Here is a 21,674-nt window from a genome sequence, read left to right on the forward strand (position 1 = left end):
TCCGCCGCTACAGCCCAGCCGCCAGCCGCCGGCCGCCGACACCACCGCGCCCTGGCTGGTGTGGCTGCCCGACGGCGAGGTGGTGGGTGCGCATATCCAGCTGGCCAGCGACGGCGCCCGCCGCACCCTGGCAGTGGACGCGCTCGGCGTCAGCGTGACAGGCAGTGGACGATGAGTGCCAGGCGCGGCCAGCGCGGCTTCACCCTGCTCGAGGTCATGGTGGCGCTGTTCATCCTGGCGCTGATCGCGGCGATCGTCGCCCAGGGCGTGCAGCAGCGCGTGCGCATCGCCGAGAGTGCGGCGCGCCGCGCCCCTATGCTGCTGTGCGCGCGGGAGTTCGAGAGCCGCGCTGCGCTCGACCACTACTGGCCGCGCCTGGGCACCCAGCAAGGCGAGCTGAGCCAGGCGGGGCACACCTGCTGGTGGCGCCTGACGGTGAGCGCCACACCGATCCAGCGGCTGCGCCAGGGGCGCCTGGCGCTCTACGACGACCCGGCCCGCGCGCACCCGGTGCTCACCTTCACCCTCTATCTGGCGCCACCGTGATACCCGTCCTCCGAGCCACAACGCACCAGCGCGGCTTTACCCTGCTCGAGGTGATGATCGCCATCGCCCTGACCGCGCTGGTCGGCATCGGCGTGGCGGCGCTGGTCAATCAGCTGGTGAGTGTCCGCGAGCGCTTCGCCGAACCAGCCCCACTGGACGCGGAGATCGATTTCAGCCGCCTGCTCACGCGGCGCCTGGAGGCGCTGGTACAGCGCCCGGTGCACGAACGCGGCCTGGTCCTGTTCAACCTGCCACTGGCCTATGGTGCCGATCTGGCAAGGCTGGAGTGGGTCTCGCTGGGCGCGGTGGCGCTGCCGGTGGGCGATTTCTACACCCGCCTGCGTCGCCAACGTCTGCACTGGGATCGCGACAGCGCCACCCTGACGCTCGATTCCAGCGGGCTGCTCGACGCCGCCGGGGAGCCCGAGTGGCAGCGGGTGGCCGCGCTCGACGGCGTCAACGCGTTGACGCTGGAGTTCTTCGCCGCCGGGCGCTGGCTCGCCGCGCCGCCGCCGAACGGCATCGCCCAGGGCGTGCGCGTGCAGTGGCAGCGCCACGGCCGGCTGATGACATCGACCGCCATCCTGCCGGAGCTGCTGCCATGACCCCACCGCCGAGCGCCCGCCGCGGCTCATCGGGCGTGCCGCGCCAGACCGGGGCCGCGCTGCTGATGGTGCTGCTGGCGCTGGCGCTGGTGAGCGTCACCCTGAGCGCGCTGACCCTGCAGGGGCGGCGCGAGCTGACCCGTCTCGAACTGCTGCAGCAGGAGACCCAGGCCGAGTTCTACGCCCGCGGCGCGGAGATCATCGCCCGCCGTGCGCTCACCGATGCCGCGGTGCGCCATGCCGACCTGTGGTGGCAGACCCTGGCCGGGCGCCCGCTGCGCTACCCCACCGACGCCGGCGAGCTGCGCCTGGTGGTGCACGACCTGCGCACCTGCTTCAACCTCAACGCACTCGGCGGCAGCCAGGCCGCGCTGGCCCAGCGCCAGCTGCGCTACTGGGTGGCGAACTACGCCGGCGAGCGCCTCACCGACATGACTCCGGGCGAGTTCGTCACCCGTCTCGCCGACTGGATCGATCCCGATAACATCGCCCGCGCCAGCGGCATGGATGGTGCCGACTATGCGCGCCTCGACCCGCCCCGGACGAGCGCCGACACCTGGCTGCGCGATCCCAGCGAGATCAACTGGCTGGCGCCGCTGGACAGCCGCCGCGCCGAGCGTTTCAGTGAACTCTGCGCGCTGCCCGACGACGGCCCCTGGCGGCTCGACCTCAACGCCCTCGGGCCCGGCGACCTGCCGCTGCTGGATGCGCTGTTCGAGGGCCAGGTCGATCGCGGCGCCCTGGCCACGCTGCTGCGCGCCCGCCCGCCGGGGGGATATACCGACCTCGACGCGGTGCGCCAGGTGCTGGGCGGCGATGCCACCTGGCTCGACCGCTACGGTAACCGCCTGCGTCTGACCCCAGACTATGTGGCGCTGGATATCCGCATCCGTCTGGCAGATCGCCACTACGACTTCCAGCGTCTGCTGCTGGCCGAGGGCACCAGCGCCTTCTATCCGCGCCAGCCGGCCGCGCGGGTGCGGGTGCTGAGCCGCCGCAGCGGCTACCCCAGCGCCCGGCTCGAGGCTATCTCGAACGACGCTATTTCGACCGATGCCATCTCGACCGATGCCATCTCGACCGACGCCGCCGGGCCGGCGGCGGACAACGTCTTCACCCAGGAGTCACCCTGATGCGCCGATCCGCACGCCCGGCGCGCGCCGCCACCCGCCTGCTCGTCGCCCCGCGCCAGCGCCTCGCGCCGCTCACCGATGCTGGCGCCGACACAGATACAGATACGGACACAGACACCCAGCTCCGTGTCGACTGGTGCCTGGAAGGCGCCACCCCGCAGACGCTAAGCGCCGCCAGCCCTCCCGAGGCGTGGCAGGCGCTGACGCGGCTGGCCGCGACCCACCCGGTCACCCTGCTGCTGGCGGCGGATGCGGTCAGCCACTTCCATCTCGCCGCGCCACGCGGGCTCAAGCGCCGCGAGTGGCCGCTGCTGCTGGAGACGGTAACCAGCGATGCGGTGGACCAGCTCCATCTGCATCCGCTGCAGCGCGGCCGCGGCCACCTGGAACTGATCGCCCTACCGAGCGCCGAGCTCGCCGCCTGGCGCGCCTGGGCGCAGCGCCTCGGTCTGGCGCCGGCGGGTTGGAGCTGCGCCTTCCTGGCACTGCCGCAGCCGGCGGCGCCGGATCAGATCACCACACTCGACGACGGCAGCCACCGGTTGTGTCTGGGGCTGGCCGCACCCGCAGCGCCGGGCGCGCCGGAGACTCGCCAGTGGCTGGCTTGGCCGCGCGAATGGCCGCTACCGCCGGCCTGGCGCGAGCGCGAGTGTCTCAGGGTCGACGCCGAGCGCCCGGGCACGGCGGATAGCGGTGCCGGTGTCGATGCGAGTGTCGATACCGATTTCGATGTGGGTATGGATGAAAGTCCCGATACGCGACCCGCTGTCGGCAGTGATACGTCTGCCGCTGGCTCGCACCACGGCAGCCAGGTGGGCGACGCAGCGAGCGATGTGGCCGAAGAGGCGCGCCGACGAAGCCTCATCTGGCTGGCCACGCAGCCGCCCACCGCGCTGCCGTTCGCCGATGACAGCGGAGCGCGCTGGCAAGGGATCACCTGGCGGCCGCAGCGACACACGCGCTGGCTGGCGGGGGCCATCGCCCTGCTGGCGCTGCTCGACGCCTCGCTATGGCTGGCCACGAGCTGGCGCGAACACACCGCAGCAGGCCAGCGTCAGGCGGCGGCGCTGGCCGCGCGCTTCGTCGGCCCGCCGCCGGTGGACGCCCGGGCGGCGCTGGCCAGCCGCGCTGACGCCATCGACGTCCTGGCCCGGCGCAATCGCCAGCTCAGTGAGGCCCTGGCAGCGGCCACGGCACAGCTCGCCGCCACGCCCTGGCAGCTATCACGGCTGGAGGTCGCCGGCAGCCAGGCGACGCTGGCCTGGCGCTACCCCGAGCCGCCGGCGCCGGTGGTGGTGAACCGGGCCCGCCAGCGGCTGGCCGACCTGGGCGAGCCGCAGTGGCAGGCGGGGCCGGGCGAGCTGAGCCTGAACCTCTCCCTCGCCGCCAACACCCCGGAGCCCACGCCATGAGCCGACTTGTCCCTCGTCTGCCCGCTCGCCTGGCGCCGCTGTGGACGGCGCGCTCGGCGCGGGAGAAAGGACTCCTGATGCTGGCGCTGGTCGGTGTGCTGGCCTACGCCGGCCACGCCGCACTGACACGTCTGCCCGCAGGGGGCGAGCCGTTCGCCACGGTGAGGCCGGCGCCGAGCCTGCTGCGGCTGCCGCCGATCGCGCAGGTGAACGTCGAGCAATGGCGCAGCGCCGCGGTGGAACAGGGGCTGGCGCTGACCCGAATCGAGGTGACGGAGCATGGCGTCACGACCCGCGGCGAGGCGGCCTCCCCCGCGGCGTTCAGCGATTTCGCCCGCTGGGCGGCGCAGCATGGCTGGTGGGCGGTGGGATGGCAGCTCGAACGCCGCGAGGGGCAGAGCCTGGCGCTGGCAGCGCACTGGCGCAGTCAGCTCGAAAGGCCGGGTTCGGGGCCAGAGTCAGGGCCGGGTTCGGGGCCAGAGTCAGAGCCGGGTTCGGGGCCGGAATCAGAGCTGGGGCCAGGATCGGCGCCGCTGGATACCCGCGCAACAGCGACGGAGAGCCCATGATGCGACGCGGTATCGCCGTTCTGGGGACACTCGGCGCGGGGCTGACCATCGCCCTCGTCTTCGTATCGACATTGGCCCTGACCTGGCCGCTGACGACCTTCGGCCCGCGGGTAGCGGTGGCCCACGATGTCACCCTGGTCGCCCCCTCGGGGACGCTGGCGGCGGGCCGCGTGGCGCGCATCGCGTGGCGCGCCGATGGCTGGCCGCTGGCGCTGGGGCCGCTCGACTGGCAACTGGCCTGGCCCGACCAGCTCGCTCTCACCCTGGGTGAAGGCCGCGGCGCCTGGCACGCCCACGGCACCTGGCGCGGCCTCGACACCCACTGGACGATCAGCGGCGGCGACCTCGACGCGCTCGATCTCTCGCGCCTGCCGCTGGCGCTGGCGGCGCGCTGGGAGGGGCAGCTGGATGTCACCCTGCGCGGCAGGCGCTGTCTCGCCAGTCACGGCGCGCTGACGGCCTCCAGCGTGACCTTGCTCACCCCGATCCGGGTCGCGCTGGGCCACGCCAAACTGCAGCTCAGGTGCCGTGGCGGCGCGCCCGAGCTGCGGCTGAACCTGGAACAGGGTCAGGCCCTGGCGCTCGCCCTGACACTCGAGCCCGACAGCGGCCGGGGCGAGCTGCGCGGGCGCATCGCCGACAGCCATCCGCTGGCCGAGTGGCGCCGGCGTCTAGATCCCGACGCCAGCGGCGAACGACTCGAACACCATTTCCGCTGGTAGCGCTTGCGCTGATGGCGCAGCTCAGCGCGGCTGGCGCAGACGTTCGGCCGTTCGCGTCAGCAGGCTGTCGGTCGCCTCCCAGCCCAGGCAGGCATCGGTGATCGAGACCCCGTAGCGCAGGGCGGCCAGATTCAGCGGCTGCTTGCCCTCGAAGAGGTGGCTTTCGAGCATCACGCCGATCAGGCTGCGGTCACCAGCCAGCCGCTGCTCCAGCACGTCGTAGAGGACCTCGGTCTGACGTCGATGATCCTTGTGCGAGTTGGCATGACTGCAGTCGACCATGATCCTCGCCTCGAGCCCCGCCTGCGACATCGCCCGGCGACTGGCGGCAACGCTGTCCGCATCATGGTTGGGCCCGCTCAGGCCGCCGCGCAGCACCAGATGGGTGAAGGGGTTGCCCGGGGTCTCGATCATCGCCGGCGTGCCCTCGGCAGTGACCCCGAAGTGGCGGTGCGGTTGCGCCGCCGACTGCATCGCCGCCACCGCCACGTCGACATTGCCCTGGGTGCCGTTCTTGAAGCCGACACAGGCGTCGAGCCCGCTGGCCAGTTCGCGGTGGATCTGCGACTCGGTGGTGCGCGCCCCGATCGCCACCCAGCTCAGCAGGTCGTCGAAATAGGTGGCCGCCATCGGCTGCAGCAGCTCCGTCGCTACCGGCAGGCCCAATTCGGCGATATCCCGCATGAGTCGTCTCGCCATGGCCAGGCCCGCTGCCATGTCGTCGCTGCCGTCGAGATGGGGATCGTAGGCCATGCCCTTCCAGCCGACCGTCGTGCGCGGTTTTTCCACATACACTCGCATCACCAGCAGCAACCGGTCGCCCACCACCTTGTCGAGCGCTGCCAGGCGCTCGGCGTACTCCAGCGCGGCAACGGGGTCGTGGACGGAGCAGGGTCCGGTCACCACCAGCAGGCGGTCGTCCTCACCGTCGAGAATGGCGCGGATCGCCTGCCGACTCGCGGCGATCTGCCTGGCGAGCGTGGCGCTCAATGGCATGCGCTGGCGCAGCTCTTGCGCCGATGGCAAGGGCAGCGGTCTCGCCGGCCCCGGTTTCGATGGGGTCGGTTTCAGCATGGAGGTAGCAGCGTCCATAACGATCTCTTTTCATGATTGTGTTTCAAGGTTGAGACCCGAAACGCGAGAACCCCCGGATGGGGCTGCCATCCGGGGGTTCTTGATGCGAGGAGGCAGCCCAGGTCCGGGCGTGCCTCGCGGGTTCAGGTCATGTCGACCAACCGGCGGGCACGCCAGTCCTAAACCAATAGCCATAACCGAAGAACGCAGACGCCATCGCATCGCCAACCGTGTCGGCAATGTCGATGAGAGCTGTATCGTGGCGTTCGGTCATGTCGCTTTCCGCTTTCTCGCAAACGTGCTGTGCATGAAGTGGTGGCTCTATCCTAACGTGGCGACACGGTTTGACAAGTCTTTTGATGCCAAACCGTGAACGGTCTCTCTCCGGGCTTTACTTGTGCGAGCTCGTTGACGAGACTGCTAATCAAGAAAAAGAAAGAATTCAAAGGACTTTCATGGCCTACCCGCCTCATGACGTATTGATCGACAATCTCCAGGCTTGCGCCCGCGGCGATGGTCCTGCCTTCGAAAAGCTCTACCGTGCGACCAGCCCGCATCTGTATGCGCAGTTGCTGCGTATCGTCAGGCAGGAAGCAGCGGCTCAGGACTGTCTGCAACTAGTATACCTTCGCGTGTGGCAGGTGGCCGGCCAGTACGACGCCGGTCGTGCCCGGCCGATGACCTGGCTCTCGACGCTCACGCGTAACATCGGTATCGACTGGCTCAGGCGCCAGCGGCCGCAGGAGGCCGACGGTGACGCCATCATCGAGACGCTGCCGGGCGAATCGGACGTGGAGAGCGAGAGCGATATCAATCAACAGGCGGAGTCGCTCCAGCTCTGCTTGACCGAATTGACGACGCAGCAGCGCCAGGCCCTCGAGCTCGCATTTTTCGAGGGCCTGACCCATCACGATCTGGCATCGCACCTGGGCACGCCGCTGGGCACCGTCAAGAGTTGGGTCCGAAGAGGCCTCGAGAGGTTGAAAGCATGCATGACACGTTTCGCCTGACCGATCCCGAGGAGCGCGAGATGGCTGCAGGCGAATACGTCCTCGGCACCCTGACGGGCGACCAGCGCGCCGAATTCGAGGCCCTGCTGGCGGTCAGCGCGGATCTCCAGCACAGCGTCGAAGCCTGGCGGGAACGACTGCAGCTCTTCAACCAGCAACTGGAGCCCGTCGCCCCCCCCAAGGGTGTCTGGCCGGGTATCGTGACGCGTCTGGGGCTGAAGACGGGGCCATTGCAACGGCTGGGTTTCTGGCGTGCGTTCAGCGGCATCGCCACGGCAGCGGCGCTGATCCTGGCGATCGTCGCGCTGGTGCCGCGGGAACCGGCCATGATGCCGGGTGAGTACGTGTTCGTGATCAACCAGCCCAACGGCCAGACGGCCTGGATTCTGAACGCGACGCTGAACGGCAAGATGATGGTGCAGGCGGTGTCGCCGGAACCGATGCCGGAGGGCAAGGGCGGTGAACTGTGGATGATGGAGAACGGAACGCCGGTCTCCCTGGGCATGCTTCCCACGCAGGGTGAGGCGACCATGCAGCTGCCCGCCAAGATGCTGGGGCTGATGAAGACCGCCGATTTCGCCGTGAGCATGGAACCCAGCGCCGGTGCGCCCGGCGGAAAACCCTCGGGGCCGGTGATCGACGAGGGCAAGCTCGTCCAGATCCGCAATCCGACGGTATCGTTGTAGCGCCGACGGTGGCGATCAGGGGTTAGCCGGTCGGGTATTGCCCATCGTCTACCGAGATGACCGTGCCGGAGACGAAATCGTTGTCGAGCAGATATCGCAGCGTCTGGTAGATCACGCCGGGGCCCGGCACCCGCCGCTCACCTTGCTGACCATCGTCGGCCAACATGACCCGTCCCGGCGCAATGGCGTTGACCTGTATTCGCGGCGCGAACTGAACGGCAAGCGATCGTGTCAGGCTCTCGAGCCCCGCCTTGGTGGCCGCATAGGCAGCCTGCCCCGCCGCCCCGTGCCGTACCACGCTGTCGGTGATGTGAACGATATCGCGCTGCGGTTCCTGGCAGGCTTCCAGCAGGCTTCTGGCATGCAGATCGATCAGGTACGGGGCCTGCATGTGGACCCGGAACAGGCGCTCGAAGATGGCCCCCGCCGCCTCGGGCTCGGGGTCCGACAGCCACTCGCCGGCATTGTGGATGATGGCGCGCAGACTCGGGGTGCTGTCTCGCAGGCGGGCAATGAAATCGAGAATCCCGGCTTCGCTGCCAAAATCCGCCGCCAGCGTCACCGCGCCCCGCTCCCGTAGCCCCGACAGTGCCTCCCGCTCCCGCCGATAGGTGACGATGACCGGATGGCCGTCGTCGAGCAGCCGTTCGGCGCAGTGGCGCCCCAGGCGTTGCGCGCCCCCGGTTATCAGGATCGGGGACTGGCTCATGACTCGCCCTCTCCCGACACCGAGGACGCCTCGCCCGGCGTCAGTGGCGCCCGCGCCGGATCGCCCTCGGGCAACGGCAGGAACGGCACCCGCGGCGCATAACTGAAGACGTCGGAATGCACCTGATGCTCGGCGAGCCCCAACGGCGCCAGCGTGTCCACGCAGGCATAGACCATGCCCGGCGACCCGGCGAGATAGATCTCCCTGCCCGCCAACGACCCGGGCTTCCCGCCCAGAACGTCGGCCAGTACCTCGTCGATACGCCCGCTGTACCAGCGAATGCCGGGCAGACTCTCGAGTTCGGATTCCGGCGTCTCGACCACGGCGTGGAGCGTCACGTTCGAATACGTCAGCGCCCACTCCCGGGCCAGGGTCTCGGCGTAGAGATCGCGACGCTCACGCACCGCCCACCAGATCGCTATCTCCCGATCGGGGTCTTCGGTCAGTGCCGCCTCGACGATGGCCTTGATCTGGGCGAAGCCGGTACCGGCCGCAATCAGCAGCAGGGGCTCAGGGCGCCCGGCGGGGAGCGTGCACTCGCCGCTGGGCAACCGCACCGAGAGCCGGTTGCGATGGGTCAACAGCTCCCGCAGGCGCGCCGAGTGGGTGCGCTCGGGCCAGTGCTGGATATGCAGCTCCAGCCGCCCGTCGCCGGTCTCGGCGCAGGCGATCGAAAACGGCACCCACGTATCTGGCTGCAGTTCCAGCTCGAGATACTGCCCGGGCGCATGCGCGATCGCCTCGGCACGCCCTTCCAGTATCACCCGAAACACATCGGGCGTTAGATCCTCGACGGACTCCACTTGGCAGGTCAAAGTCCTGACCGTCATGTTCACCTCGCTGCTTGCCGTCATGCCGCCCCGTCTTCGTTCGATTTCCCCACTCGTGCCGGTGGCACCGCCATCTCGATACCGTAGCTGTCCCAGCGCTCGTCGACCCGCGACTTGACGGCCGGGTCCATGACGATAGGCTCGCCCCACTCCCGGTTCGTCTCGCCGGGCCACTTGTTGGTCGCGTCCAACCCCATCTTGGATCCCAGGCCGGCCGTCGGCGAGGCGAAATCGAGATAGTCGATCGGCGTGTTTTCCACCATCACCGTATCCCGGGCGGGATCCATTCGGGTGGTGATGGCCCAGATCACGTCCTCCCAGTTGCGCGCATCGACATCGTCGTCCAGCACGATCACGAACTTGGTGTACATGAACTGGCGCAGGAAGCTCCATACCCCCATCATCACGCGCTTGGCATGGCCGGGATACTGCTTCTTCATGGTGACCACCGCCATGCGGTAGGAGCACCCCTCCGGTGGCAGGTAGAAGTCGACGATCTCGGGAAACTGCTTGCACAGGATCGGCACGAAGACTTCGTTGAGCGCCAGGCCGAGGACGGCGGGTTCATCCGGTGGCCGGCCGGTGTAGGTCGAATGGTAGATCGGATCCCGACGATGGGTGATGCGCTCGACGGTGAACACCGGGAAATGCTCGACTTCGTTGTAATAGCCGGTGTGATCGCCGTAGGGCCCTTCGGCCGCGATGTCGTCCGGGTAAATGAAACCCTCCAGTACGATCTCGCTGGAGGCCGGCACTTCCAGATCGGCGTGGCCACACTTGACCAGCTCGGTGCGCGAGCCACGCAGCAGCCCGGCGAACGCGTACTCGGAGAGCGTATCCGGCACCGGGGTCACGGCACCGAGGATGGTCGCCGGATCGGCGCCCAGCGCCACCGCCACCGGAAAAGGTTCGCCGGGATGCGTCTGCTGCCACTCGCGGAAATCCAGCGCGCCGCCCCGGTGGCTCAGCCAGCGCATGATCAGCCGGTTCTTGCCGAGCTTCTGCTGGCGATAGATCCCCAGGTTCTGCCGCGACTTGTGCGGCCCCCTGGTCACCACCAGCGCCCAGGTCACCAGCGGCGCGACATCGCCGGGCCAGCAGTGCTGAATCGGCAGGCGGTCGAGGTCCACATCCTCGCCCTCGAGCACCACCTGCTGACACGGCGCGGAGCGCAATGTCTTCGGCCCCATGCTCATGACCTGCTTGAAGATCGGCAGCTTCTCCCAGGCATCCTTGAGCCCCTTGGGAGGGTCGGGCTCCTTGAGGAACGCCAGCAGCTTGCCCACCTCCCGCAGCGCTTCGACACTCTCCTGGCCCATGCCGAAGGCGACCCGCTCGGGGGTGCCGAACAGGTTTCCCAGTACCGGCATGTCGCTGCCCTTGACGTTCTCGAACAGCAGCGCGGGCCCGCCGGCGCGCAGGGTACGATCGCAGATCTCGGTGATCTCCAGATAGGGATCCACCTCCACCGTGACACGCTTGAGTTCACCGCGTGACTCCAGCGCCGCGATGAAATCCCGTAAATCGTGATATTTCATACCGTTGCCCGCATCCCGCTATCCAAGAACGCAAAAAGGGCAGCATAACATGCTGCCCTATTGCATCTCTGCTCGATTTCCAAATCTCGATCCCATCAGCCCCGAACATCGGATCGAGCGATGGCAGGACAAGACGAACGACGACGAGCCAGCGGAGTGTACTGTCGTACATGAGCATGGCGAATCGGCGTTCAACGCCGTACTGCCGAGCGCAGACCGATGTTATCTACGCTTCATGGCTTCGAAGAATTCAAGATTGGTCTTGGTATCCTTGAGACGATCGATCAGGAACTCGGTGGCCGCCACGTCATCCATCGGGTTGAGCAGCTTGCGCAGAATCCACATCCGCTGCATCTCCTCCTCGGAGGCAATCAGGTCCTCGCGGCGCGTGCCCGAGCGGCGAATATTGAATGCCGGGTAGACGCGGCGCTCGGCCAGCTTGCGATCGAGATGGGCTTCCATGTTGCCGGTGCCCTTGAACTCCTCGAAGATCACTTCGTCCATCTTCGAGCCGGTATCGACCAGCGCCGTGGCGAGGATGGTGAGACTGCCACCCTCCTCGATGTTACGGGCGGCACCGAAGAAGCGCTTGGGCTTCTCCAGCGCGTGGGCGTCGACACCACCGGTCAATACCTTACCGGAGGACGGCACCACGGTGTTGTAGGCACGCGCCAGGCGAGTGATCGAGTCGAGCAGGATGACCACGTCTTTCTTGTGCTCGACCAGGCGCTTGGCTTTCTCGATCACCATCTCGGCGACCTGAACGTGGCGCGCAGGCGGCTCGTCGAAGGTCGAGGCCACGACTTCGCCGCGGACCGTGCGCGACATCTCGGTCACCTCTTCCGGCCGCTCGTCGATCAGCAGCACGATCATGTGACATTCGGGGTTGTTGCGGGTGATCGAGGTGGCGATGTTCTGCAGCATCAAGGTCTTGCCGGCCTTGGGCGGGGAGACGATCAGTCCGCGCTGGCCCTTGCCGATCGGCGCCGTGAGATCGATCACCCGGGCCGTGATATCTTCGGTGGAGCCGTTGCCGATCTCCATCACCATCCGTTCCTGGGGGAACAGCGGCGTCAGGTTCTCGAACAGGATCTTGTGCTTGGCGTTTTCCGGCTTGTCGAAATTGATCTCGTTGACTTTCAACAGCGCGAAATAGCGCTCCCCCTCTTTCGGCGGCCGGATCTTGCCGGAGATCGAGTCGCCCTTGCGCAGGTTGAAGCGGCGAATCTGAGACGGGGAGACGTAGATGTCGTCGGGGCCGGCGAGGTAGGAGGAGTCGGCGCTACGCAGGAAACCGAATCCGTCCTGCAGAATCTCCAGGACGCCATCGCCGTAGATGTCCTCGCCGCTCTTCGCATGCTTTTTCAGGATGGCGAAGATGATGTCCTGCTTGCGTGAGCGCGCCAGATTGTCGATGCCCATCTCTCGGGCGATATCCAGCAGTTCAGGAACGGATTTTTGCTTGAGTTCGGTTAGATTCATGAGTTCGGTCAGAGAGGGCTCGTGTCGCAGGCAATGACTTTTGCCGAGATAGAAAAGAAGGACAAGAGGCGGTCAGTTCAAACGCCGCGCGGCGCGTTCAGTCGTCCCAGAAGCCAGGCGCTTCGCATGGTCTATTGGCCCTGCCATCAACGCAGGTCGGGATGCCGACTTGGCGTGTGGTGAAGGTGCCGGGAGAGCGATTCGATTCGCCTGCAATCTCGCGGAAAGAGTCATCCGAAAGAGTTGTCGCTATCCAAAAATCGGCGTTGGCCGAGAATCGGTACTGGGATTGACTGACGACTTGGGGGACCGCGACGCGGTCGAGAAGCATTCGGAACAGGCGAACGTCCAGATGGTAGACAAGCTATCTGCCGAAAGCAAGTCACGATATGGAGATATTGAACCATGAGGTCAAGTCTCCGCAAGGCCAACGCCTAATGACGCGTACACTCCTCGCCCAGCTGCAACAATTGCTGTTCCGACAATGCCCCGACTCGTGTCAGCCGAGGCTCCCCGTCGACGAACAGAATCATCGTGGGCGTTCCCTTGACCCCGTAACGTTCGGCCAGCGTCGGCTCGCGGTCCACATCCACCACGCCCACCGGCACACCGCGGATCGACTCGTGCGAAATCGAGGAGAGCCGGGACAACAGCGTTTCGCAGGGCTGACACCAGCCGGCGACGAAGATCGCCAGCCAGGGCGATTCCCGCGTTTCACGCTGCTGCTCGAAAGTCTCGCTGTTCAGATGATGCCGCGGTGGCTGCATGAGCATCCGTCTCGATCGTGAAGGTGACCTCGTCGTGCAGCATGCCTGCCACCCCGACGATTGACAAGGCCACGCCCCCACCGCAATCTTGAGCCACCCGACGCAGGGTCTCGGATGCCAGGGACGACGCGGCGTCGGCGTTGTCCTGTGGACATCCATCTTTCACGCCAGCCTTCGAGGACGCCACGCCATGAGCGGGAAGTCGACCGCCAAAGACGCGACGCGCCGTCTGGCCGCCATCGATCTCGGTTCCAACAGTTTTCATCTGCTGGTGGCCAACTATCAGGACAGTCAGCTGCAGGTCGTCGCCAAGATGGGCGAGAAAGTCCAGCTCGCAGCCGGACTGGACGACCAGGAGAACTTCACCGACGCGGCCATGGATCGGGCAATGGCGTGCCTGGAACGCTTTGCGCCTTTCGTTGCCGGCGTCGCTGCCGCCGATCTGCGCATCGTCGGCACCAATGCGCTCCGCTCGGCGCGTAATGCGCGCGTGCTGATCGATCGTGCCGAGGCCATGATCGGCCATCCGATCGAGATCATCGGCGGTCGCGAAGAAGCCCGCCTGATCTACCTGGGGGCCGCCCATGCGCTGGCCGAGGTCCACGGCCGACGCCTGATCGTCGATATCGGCGGCGGGTCCACCGAGTTCATCATCGGCGAGGATTTCGAACCGCAGGCGCTGGAGAGCCTTCATATGGGCTGTGTCGCCTATACCGGCGCGTTCTTCGCCAATGGAGAGCTCAGCGAGAAGCGTTTCCGCCGCGCCGAGATGGCCGCGCTGTCCGAACTGGCCAATATCCAGCGCCAGTACTGCCGGCTGGGATGGCAGGACCCGATCGGCTCCAGCGGCACGATCAAGGCGGTGGCGGCCGTGATCGGTGCACGGGGAGACGGCGACGCCACGCTGATCGAACGCGACGCGCTGATGAAGCTGCGCAAAAGGCTGGTCGGCTTCGGACAACTGGACAAGGTCGCCATGGAAGGCCTCAAGGAGGACCGGGCACGCGTGTTCCCGGCTGGGGTCGCCATCCTCTGCGCGGTGTTCGAGGCCTTCGATCTCCAGCGCATGCGCTACTCCGACGGCGCGCTGCGTGAAGGCGTGCTGTTCGACCTGATCGGCCGCAACACCCCGGAGGACTCCCGCCGTCACAGCGTGGAACTGCTGATGCGGCGCTACAGCGTCGAGGCGTCCCATGCCGATCATGTGACGCAAACGGCCATGGTCGCTTTCGACCAGGTGAGCGAGTCCTGGGCCCTCGGCGAGGAACAGCGGCTATTCCTGGTCTGGGCGGCTCAGTTGCACGAGATCGGACTGGCGATCTCCCACAGCCAGTTCCATCGCCACGGCGCCTACCTCATCGAGTACTCCGACCTGACCGGTTTCTCGCGTCCCGAGCAGCAGGCGCTGGCCTTCCTGGTACGCGCGCATCGGCGCAAGTTTGCCCAGCGGGAGCTGGAGGCGCTGCCCGGTGCCATACAGCCGACCTACTGTCGGCTGGCCCGCCTGCTGCGCCTGGCAGTGATGCTCAATCATCCGCGTCCGGAGCAGGCGCCGGTCGATTTCCGGCTGACCTGCAACGGTGACGATCTGCACCTCTCGCTGCCGGAGATCAGCTTTCAGGCGCTACTGCTCAACGACCTCGAACAGGAAGCCGATTATCAGAAGGCCGCGGGCCTGGCGCTGACTTACGACGTGTGAACGCGACGCCACTTCAGGCGTCGTCTTCGAAGCGTGCATCCTCCATCGGGCGAGTCGGCAGCGCCGTCTGTCGCCACCCTTCCGCCGTCAGCACACCCAGCACGGCGACGAGTTCCCCGCCTTGCCACACCAGCGGTAGCCGATCGCGCTGCCAGGGTGGAATGCCGGCCTCCTGGAACAGCCGCTTGATATCCCGCGCGCCCCTGCCAGCCAGGCGCATGGTCTCGCCGCCCCGTCGCAGGCCGACTCGCAACATCGGCCTGGCGGCGTCATGCGACGAGGATCGCAGCTCCCATGAATGACGCCCCCAGGGCGTCTCGAGCGGGCCCTGTCCATCCCAGAACCGCTGCCAGTCGAGATCGATCGCCGCCAGCGGCGCCATCAGAAACAGATGATGGCGCCAGATTCGCGCCTCGCCCCCCGCCCAGGCGATAGCGGGCAACCGGTCCCCACCGGCTACGCTCACCTGGCGCTCGAGCTCGGTCAGGCGTTTGGCCGGCGGGGCGGGCAGTCCTTGACGTTGAAGTGCATGGCGCACCAGCAGGCGCAGGCGGGACGGGCGCAACGTGCGCAGTGTCGTCAACGGCAGGCGCTCCGGGTCGCCACCGGCGCGGGCGAGATCGATCTCCGCCAGCTCTCCCAGTAGTTCGTCGGCTTCCTGCAGATGCGCGACGCTGCGCCCCACGGCGTCGGCAGCCCGCGGCCAGCGCTCGGCCAGCCGCGGCACTACCCGGTGACGCAGGAAGTTGCGGTCGTGCCGGAGATGGTGGTTGGAGGGGTCCTCGCACCAGGCGATGCCCCGCTGCCGGGCCTCCTGCGCGAGATCGGACCGGGGCAGCGCCAACCAGGGACGCTCGATTCGGAGCCCCCGCCACTGCCGCGTCGCGGGCATGCCCGCCAGACCTCGCACGCCGCTGCCCCGCAGCGCCGCCAACAGGAACGTCTCGGCCTGGTCGTCAGCGTGCTGCGCCAGCCACAGACGGTCGCCGGCAGAGAGCGTTTCGGCGAAGGCCCGGTAGCGGGCTTCCCGGGCCGCGGCCTCGAGCCCCCGCCCCGCCGGCTCTACCTCGACATGGGCCACACTCAACGGCACTGCCAGCGCCTGGCACAGCGCCCGACAGTGCAGCTCGAAATCGCCCGCCGCCGCCTGCAGCCCGTGGTTGACGTGGATCGCCCGCAGCGCGATGCCGCGCCGCCGTGCCAGTGGGGCCACCATGTGCAACAGCAGCGAGGAATCGAGTCCACCGGAGAGCGCCACCCAGACGACACACCCCGGCACATGACCCGCCAGGGCGTCATCGACAAATCGTTGTAGCGTCATATTTCAACTCCTCCTGGGCGCAGGAAGAGAGGCTTCGAGGACGACCAGATCAGCCCACAAACTAGAGTGACTGCGCGAGCGGCACTCAGACAAGGCGAGCGCGAGCGAGGATGCGCAGTGTAGTTCGCTACATGAGCAGTCCGAGCGAGCGCTCAACGCCGTATGAGTGAGCGCCGCCAGTCATTTTTACTGAGGGGCGCCGTAAGACATCAGACGCTGATACCGCCGTTCGAGCAACGTCTCGGTATCCATCGCCTGCAGCCGGTCCAGACTGCCCGCCAGCGCTTCCCTCACCTTGTCGGCGGTCTTGCGCGGATTGCGGTGGGCGCCACCCAGCGGCTCTTCGATCAGCGTATCCACGAAGCCCAGCTCCTTCAGACGCGAGGCGGTGATGCCCATGGCGTGCGCGGCCTCCGACGCTTTCTCGGCGCTCTTCCACAGAATCGAGGCACAGCCTTCCGGGGAGATGACCGAATAGGTGGAGTACTGCAGCATCTGCAGCTCGTCGCAGACCCCAATGGCCAGTGCACCACCGGAACCGCCCTCGCCGATGACCGTGGCGATGATCGGCGTCTTCAATCGCGACATCACCGCCAGGTTGTAGGCGATCGCTTCCGACTGGCCACGCTCCTCGGCATCGATCCCGGGATAGGCGCCAGGTGTGTCGATGAAGGTCAGCACCGGCATCTTGAAACGCTCGGCCATCTCCATCAGGCGGCACGCCTTGCGGTAGCCCTCGGGACGCGGCATGCCGAAGTTGCGCCGCACCTTCTCCTTCACGTCGCGGCCCTTCTGATGACCGATGACCATCACCGGCTTGTCGTCGAGGCGCGCCACGCCACCCACCAGGGCGGCATCGTCGGCGAAATGGCGATCGCCATGCAGCTCGTCGAAGTCGGTGAAGATGCTGTCGAGGTAGTCCAGCGTATAGGGCCGCTGCGGGTGGCGAGACAGCTGCGTCACCTGCCAGGCGGTCAGGTCACGGAAGATCTGCTCGGTAAGTTTGCGGCTCTTCTCCTCGAGCTTGCCGATCTCGTCGCTCAGGCTGATGCGGCTATCGTTACCGACCAGGCGCAGCTCTTCGATCTTGGCCTGAAGTTCGGCAATCGGTTGTTCAAAGTCTAGATAATTGGGATTCATAGAGCTTCTACTGTGTGATCCTGGCAAGCTTCGGTGTCTGAAATACGAGCGACTGGCGTGCCGCGAAACGAATTATTATCGCACCTTCACGAGTGTTAGCAAGGAGCTGCGCCCGGCGCTGCGTCAGCCGCCGCGGTAACGCAAGGCGACGTTTTCATAGCCCTCGACCTCGCGAAGTGCGGTCATCAGCTCGTCGCTGGGCGACACTCTCCACGAGGCCGCCAGCTCGAAACAGCCGCTGGCCTTGGCGTTGCGATAGCGTACGCGCACCGGCAGACCGGAGTCGCTCAGCCACGGCGAGAGGCTGTCGTGCAAGGTGCGGGAGAAACGCCCATTGAGCCGGCCGCCGTCGACGGAGAGCTCCACCGCCTCGCCGAAGCGAGCACGCGCATCGGCCATCAGAGTGACGTCCTTGCTGCGCAGACGCAAACCGCCGGAGTAGTCGTCGCTGGAGACTTCGCCCTCGATGATCAGCACCTGGTCGGCGGTGAGCTTCCCGCGCACCTGATCGAACAGCTCGCCGAACAGCGAGGCTTCGATACGACCGGTGCGATCATCGAGGGTGACGAACGCCATGGTGTCGCCACGCTTGGACTTCATGGTCCGCATCGCGACGACCAGCCCGGCAACCCGCTGGGGCTCTCGCGACGGCTTGAGGTCGACGATGCGAGTCGCCACGAAGCGCTTGAGCTCGTGCTCGTACTCATCGATCGGGTGGCCGGTGAGATAGAGGCCGAGCGTATCCTTCTCGCCGGCCAGTCGCTCCTTGTCGCTCCAGTCCCGGGCGTGCCGGTAGTCGGCATAGATGTCCTGATTCTCGTCGGCGTCGACGAACGCCTCGCCGAACATGTCCATCATCCCCAGGTTCTGGTTGGCCTGGTTCTGCGACGCCGCCTTGATGGCCGCATCCAGGGAGGCCGCCAGCACCGCTCGCGACGGCCCCAGCGTATCCAGCGCGCCGGAGCGGATCAGGGCTTCGAGGGTGCGCTTGTTCATGCGCTTGCCGTCGATGCGGCGACAGAAATCGAACAGATCGGAGAATCCGCCTTCGGCTTCCCGCGCCTCGACAATGGCACCGATCGGCCCCTCGCCGACCCCGCGAATCGCGCCGAGCCCGTAGACCACCTGGCCGTCCTCGTCGACGGTGAACTTGTAGGCCCCGACGTTGACGTTGGGCGGTGTCACCGTCAGCCCGATGTGGCGGCACTCCTCGATCAGGGGCACGACCTTGTCGAGGTTGTCCATCTCCGTCGAGAGCACCGCCGCCATGAATGGCGCGGGATAGTGCGCCTTCAGCCAGGCGGTCTGGTAGGAGACCAGGCCGTAGGCGGCCGAGTGCGACTTGTTGAAGCCGTAGCCGGCGAACTTCTCCACCAGGTCGAACAGGTTGCCGGCCAGATCCTTGTCGATGCCGTTGGCGGCGCACCCCTCCATGAAACCGGCGCGCTGCTTGGCCATCTCCTCGGGCTTCTTCTTGCCCATGGCACGACGCAGCATGTCGGCCTGGCCCAGCGTATAGCCCGCCAGCACCTGGGCGATCTGCATCACCTGCTCCTGGTAGAGGATGATGCCGTAGGTCGGCTCCAATACCGGTTTGAGCAGTTCGTGCTGGTAGTCCGGGTGGGGATAGGCGAGCTCGGCGCGGCCGTGCTTGCGGTTGATGAAGTCGTCGACCATGCCGGACTGCAGCGGCCCCGGGCGGAACAGCGCGACGAGGGCGATCATGTCCTCCAGCGAATCCGGCTGCAGCCGCTTGATCAGCTCCTTCATGCCCCGGGATTCGAGCTGGAACACCGCCGTGGTCTCGGCCTTCTTGAGCATGTCGAAGGTCGGCTTGTCGTCGAGCGGGATGGTGCTGATGTCGAGCGGGCCGACACCATCGCGCGCCCGCACCACGTCGACCATCTCCAGTGCCCAGTCGATGATGGTGAGCGTGCGCAGGCCGAGGAAGTCGAACTTGACCAGCCCGGCGTCCTCGACGTCGTTCTTGTCGAACTGCACCACCAGCCCCGAACCGTTCTCCTCGCACAGCAGCGGCGAGAAGTCGGTCAGCTTGGTCGGGGCGATGACGACGCCCCCGGCGTGCTTGCCGGTGCCCCGGGTGATGCCCTCGAGCTTGAGCGCCATCTCCCAGATCTCGGCGGCCTCCTCGTCGTACTCGAGGTACTCCTTGAGCTGCGGCTCCTGCTCGATCGCCTTGGCCAGGGTCATGCCGACCTCGAACGGAATCAGCTTGGAGAGCTTGTCCCCCATCGAATAGGGCTTGCCCTGGGCGCGCGCCACGTCGCGCACCACCGCCTTGGCGGCCATGGTACCGAAGGTGACGATCTGGGAGACCGCGTTGCGGCCGTAGCGGTCGGCCACGTAGTCGATGACCCGGTCGCGTTTCTCCATGCAGAAGTCGACGTCGAAGTCGGGCATCGAGACACGCTCCGGATTGAGGAAGCGTTCGAACAGCAGGTCATATTCCAGCGGATCGAGATCGGTGATCTTGAGCACGTAGGCGACCAGCGAGCCGGCACCCGAACCTCGCCCCGGGCCGACGGGGATGTCGTTGTCCTTGGCCCACTGGATGAAGTCCATCACGATCAGGAAGTAGCCGGGGAACCCCATCTTGAGGATGATATCGAGCTCGAAATCGAGCCGCTTGCGGTACTCCGGCTCGTGCTCTGCCAGCGATCGCCCCGGATAGATCGGCGTATCGCCACCGAACAGTTGATTCAGACGATCGGTGAGACCGTCGTGGGAGATCTTGCGGAAGAACTCGTCCTGGGTCAGGCCCTCGGGAATCGGGTACTCGGGCAGGAATATCTCGCCCAGACGCACGCTGGCACTGCAGCGGGCGGCGATCATCACGCTGTTCTCGAGCGCCTCGGGGATATCGGCGAAGAGTTCGGCCATCTCCTCCGGCGTCTTCAGATACTGCTCTTCGCTGTAGCGTTTCTCGCGGCGGGGATCTTCCAGCGCCTTGCCCTCGCCGATCGAGACGCGGGTCTCGTGGGCCCAATAGTCGTCTCGTTCGAGAAAGCGCACGTCATTGGTCGCCACCACCGGCACACCGCTCTCGCTGGCCAGGCGAACGGAGTGATGCACGCACTCCTCGTCGTACTGGCGGCCGGTACGCTGCAGCTCGAGATAGAAACGCCCGGGAAAATGTCGCTGCCACTCCTCCAGCAGCTGCCGCGCGGTGGCCACCTGCTCGGCGATCAGGAAACGCCCGATCTCCCCCTCGCGGGCGCCGGACAGCGCGATGAGTCCCTCGTTCTGCTCGAAGACCCAGGCCTTGTCGAGAATCGCCATGTTCTGGCGCTGGCCGTCGGTCCAGGCCCGCGAGATCAGTTCGGTCAGATTGCGGTAGCCGGTGTCGTTCATCGCCAGCAGCGTCAGACGATAGGGGTGGCTCTCGTCATGGGCGTTGTGCAGCCACAGATCGGCACCGATGATCGGCTTGAGGCCGGCCCCCTGGGCCGCCTTGTAGACCTTCACCAGGCCGAACAGATTGGTATCGTCGGTCACGGCCACGGCCGGCATGCCGGCCTCGGCGGTGGCCTTGATCAACGGCTTGAGCCGGATCAGGCCATCGACCAGAGAGTATTCGCTGTGGACACGAAGGTGAACGAAGGGTGTTGTCATGACGAACTCGAGTCAGGCGGCGAATGGATGATTCGGATATCAGGCAAGCGCTCCCGTCATGTGGACGGCAACGCCGTTGACGGATCGACGTGGCCCGCGCATCGGCAGGACAAGCATGCCCAAAGGCGGTACGGGCCACAATGGGTCTATCGGCCAAATCGGGCGCTCACACCCCGGCGAGCCGTTCTCTAACCGGCGCGAAGGAACTGCGATGCTCCACCAGCGGGCCCAGTCGGGCCAGTGCCTCGAGGTGTTCCGGCGTCGGATACCCCTTGTGGCGACGAAAGCCATATTCCGGATGGCGCGCATCGAGGGCCAGCATCTGCGCGTCCCGGGCCACCTTGGCCAGAATCGAGGCCGCACTGATGGCAGGGTGCCGGAGATCGCCCTTGACCACGGCCTGTCCCGGGCAGGCATGACCGGGCAGCCGATTGCCGTCGACCAGCAGATACTCGGCCGGTGTCGGCAGCGCATCGATCGCCCGCCGCATCGCCAGATGCGTGGCGTGATAGATGTTGAGCGAGTCGATCTCCCGCGGCGAGGCCTCGGCTATCGAGAACGCCAGCGCGCATTCGCGAATCCGGAGATCTAGCGCTTCGCGACGCGCGGCACTCAGGCATTTGGAGTCGGTCAGTCCGTCGATCGGGCACTCGGGATCGAGGATGACGGCGGCGGCCACGACCGAGCCGATCAACGGCCCCCGCCCCACCTCGTCGACACCGGCGATCAGGTGCCCCTCGTACTCGATGACGATGTCCGGCCAGACGGATGGCGAAGATTTCAATGGCATGGCGTCTC

At 66.6% G+C, this 21,674-nt stretch carries 20 protein-coding genes; 9 read left to right on the forward strand and 11 right to left on the reverse strand.

All coding sequences use genetic code 11. The features are described 5' to 3' along the window. Nucleotides 1-171 precede the first annotated feature (171 nt). The 6 genes from Q0602_RS04615 to Q0602_RS04640 are packed head-to-tail and all read left to right on the forward strand — an operon-like array spanning nucleotide 172 to nucleotide 4,987. Nucleotides 172-546: a type II secretion system protein gene (locus Q0602_RS04615; RefSeq protein ID WP_298839610.1), complete on the forward strand. Its 375-nt coding sequence runs from the start codon at nucleotides 172-174 to the stop codon at nucleotides 544-546. Then, a complete protein-coding gene (locus tag Q0602_RS04620) occupies nucleotides 543-1,151 on the forward strand; it encodes a prepilin-type N-terminal cleavage/methylation domain-containing protein (protein WP_298839613.1) in 609 nt (202 codons plus the stop codon). The genes Q0602_RS04615 and Q0602_RS04620 overlap by 4 nt, the downstream gene beginning before the upstream one ends. Then, the gene (gene gspK / locus Q0602_RS04625) at nucleotides 1,148-2,284 is read left to right on the forward strand and encodes a type II secretion system minor pseudopilin GspK (RefSeq protein ID WP_298839616.1); all 1,137 of its coding nucleotides are present in this window, start codon (nucleotides 1,148-1,150) and stop codon (nucleotides 2,282-2,284) included. Before Q0602_RS04620 ends, gspK begins: the two co-directional genes overlap by 4 nt. Further along, nucleotides 2,284-3,696, forward strand: a complete 1,413-nt coding sequence (locus tag Q0602_RS04630) for a type II secretion system protein GspL (protein ID WP_298839619.1) — start codon at nucleotides 2,284-2,286, stop codon at nucleotides 3,694-3,696. The genes gspK and Q0602_RS04630 overlap by 1 nt, the downstream gene beginning before the upstream one ends. Beyond that, nucleotides 3,693-4,265: a hypothetical protein gene (locus tag Q0602_RS04635; RefSeq protein ID WP_298839622.1), complete on the forward strand. Its 573-nt coding sequence runs from the start codon at nucleotides 3,693-3,695 to the stop codon at nucleotides 4,263-4,265. Before Q0602_RS04630 ends, Q0602_RS04635 begins: the two co-directional genes overlap by 4 nt. Further along, nucleotides 4,262-4,987: a hypothetical protein gene (locus tag Q0602_RS04640; protein WP_298839624.1), complete on the forward strand. Its 726-nt coding sequence runs from the start codon at nucleotides 4,262-4,264 to the stop codon at nucleotides 4,985-4,987. The genes Q0602_RS04635 and Q0602_RS04640 overlap by 4 nt, the downstream gene beginning before the upstream one ends. 21 nt (nucleotides 4,988-5,008) lie before the next feature. On the opposite strand, the gene Q0602_RS04645 is transcribed toward Q0602_RS04640, so the two are convergent. Both Q0602_RS04645 and Q0602_RS04650 read right to left on the reverse strand, forming a co-directional pair. Next, nucleotides 5,009-6,061, reverse strand: a complete 1,053-nt coding sequence (locus tag Q0602_RS04645) for a 3-deoxy-7-phosphoheptulonate synthase (RefSeq protein WP_367276915.1) — start codon at nucleotides 6,059-6,061, stop codon at nucleotides 5,009-5,011. 148 nt (nucleotides 6,062-6,209) lie between these two features. Continuing rightward, nucleotides 6,210-6,335, reverse strand: coding sequence for a hypothetical protein (locus tag Q0602_RS04650; RefSeq protein WP_295038112.1), 126 nt, complete (start codon nucleotides 6,333-6,335; stop codon nucleotides 6,210-6,212). A 181-nt stretch (nucleotides 6,336-6,516) separates the two neighbouring features. On the opposite strand from Q0602_RS04650, the gene Q0602_RS04655 reads away from it, so the two are divergent. Both Q0602_RS04655 and Q0602_RS04660 read left to right on the forward strand, forming a co-directional pair. Continuing rightward, nucleotides 6,517-7,071, forward strand: a complete 555-nt coding sequence (locus Q0602_RS04655) for a sigma-70 family RNA polymerase sigma factor (protein ID WP_295038110.1) — start codon at nucleotides 6,517-6,519, stop codon at nucleotides 7,069-7,071. Beyond that, nucleotides 7,050-7,757 carry an anti-sigma factor gene (locus Q0602_RS04660; protein WP_298839632.1) on the forward strand — a complete coding sequence of 236 codons (708 nt, stop codon included), beginning with the start codon at nucleotides 7,050-7,052 and terminating at the stop codon, nucleotides 7,755-7,757. The genes Q0602_RS04655 and Q0602_RS04660 overlap by 22 nt, the downstream gene beginning before the upstream one ends. A gap of 22 nt (nucleotides 7,758-7,779) precedes the next feature. On the opposite strand, the gene Q0602_RS04665 is transcribed toward Q0602_RS04660, so the two are convergent. The 5 genes from Q0602_RS04665 to Q0602_RS04685 all read right to left on the reverse strand — a co-directional run bounded on the left by Q0602_RS04665 (nucleotide 7,780) and on the right by Q0602_RS04685 (nucleotide 13,083). Then, on the reverse strand, nucleotides 7,780-8,466 hold the full coding sequence (locus tag Q0602_RS04665; protein ID WP_295038106.1) for an SDR family NAD(P)-dependent oxidoreductase: 687 nt from the start codon (nucleotides 8,464-8,466) through the stop codon (nucleotides 7,780-7,782). Further along, nucleotides 8,463-9,296 carry an FAD-binding oxidoreductase gene (locus tag Q0602_RS04670; RefSeq protein WP_295038117.1) on the reverse strand — a complete coding sequence of 278 codons (834 nt, stop codon included), beginning with the start codon at nucleotides 9,294-9,296 and terminating at the stop codon, nucleotides 8,463-8,465. Before Q0602_RS04670 ends, Q0602_RS04665 begins: the two co-directional genes overlap by 4 nt. 20 nt (nucleotides 9,297-9,316) lie before the next feature. Next, complete coding sequence (gene ubiD / locus Q0602_RS04675; RefSeq protein ID WP_295038104.1) at nucleotides 9,317-10,834, reverse strand: 4-hydroxy-3-polyprenylbenzoate decarboxylase; 1,518 nt, start codon at nucleotides 10,832-10,834, stop codon at nucleotides 9,317-9,319. A gap of 222 nt (nucleotides 10,835-11,056) precedes the next feature. Next, complete coding sequence (gene rho / locus Q0602_RS04680) at nucleotides 11,057-12,316, reverse strand: transcription termination factor Rho (RefSeq protein ID WP_110602257.1); 1,260 nt, start codon at nucleotides 12,314-12,316, stop codon at nucleotides 11,057-11,059. Nucleotides 12,317-12,750: 434 nt separating this feature from the next. After that, nucleotides 12,751-13,083: a thioredoxin domain-containing protein gene (locus Q0602_RS04685; RefSeq protein WP_298839638.1), complete on the reverse strand. Its 333-nt coding sequence runs from the start codon at nucleotides 13,081-13,083 to the stop codon at nucleotides 12,751-12,753. 190 nt (nucleotides 13,084-13,273) lie between these two features. Here Q0602_RS04685 and Q0602_RS04690 point away from each other — a divergent pair, with 190 nt between their 5' ends. Continuing rightward, nucleotides 13,274-14,782: a Ppx/GppA phosphatase family protein gene (locus tag Q0602_RS04690; RefSeq protein WP_295038099.1), complete on the forward strand. Its 1,509-nt coding sequence runs from the start codon at nucleotides 13,274-13,276 to the stop codon at nucleotides 14,780-14,782. Nucleotides 14,783-14,795: 13 nt separating this feature from the next. Here Q0602_RS04690 and tilS read toward each other — a convergent pair whose 3' ends face one another. The 4 genes from tilS to rnhB form a co-directional block, all read right to left on the reverse strand. Next, on the reverse strand, nucleotides 14,796-16,103 hold the full coding sequence (gene tilS / locus Q0602_RS04695) for a tRNA lysidine(34) synthetase TilS (RefSeq protein ID WP_298839643.1): 1,308 nt from the start codon (nucleotides 16,101-16,103) through the stop codon (nucleotides 14,796-14,798). Between the two features lie 186 nt (nucleotides 16,104-16,289). After that, a complete protein-coding gene (locus Q0602_RS04700) occupies nucleotides 16,290-17,243 on the reverse strand; it encodes an acetyl-CoA carboxylase carboxyltransferase subunit alpha (RefSeq protein ID WP_298839649.1) in 954 nt (317 codons plus the stop codon). A 123-nt stretch (nucleotides 17,244-17,366) separates the two neighbouring features. Next, the gene (gene dnaE / locus Q0602_RS04705; RefSeq protein ID WP_298839652.1) at nucleotides 17,367-20,876 is read right to left on the reverse strand and encodes a DNA polymerase III subunit alpha; all 3,510 of its coding nucleotides are present in this window, start codon (nucleotides 20,874-20,876) and stop codon (nucleotides 17,367-17,369) included. A 166-nt stretch (nucleotides 20,877-21,042) separates the two neighbouring features. Beyond that, nucleotides 21,043-21,666, reverse strand: coding sequence for a ribonuclease HII (gene rnhB / locus Q0602_RS04710; protein WP_295038091.1), 624 nt, complete (start codon nucleotides 21,664-21,666; stop codon nucleotides 21,043-21,045). Nucleotides 21,667-21,674: the final 8 nt, after the last annotated feature.

This window comes from uncultured Salinicola sp. (assembly GCF_937921195.1).
Classification (GTDB): Bacteria; Pseudomonadota; Gammaproteobacteria; order Pseudomonadales; family Halomonadaceae; genus Salinicola.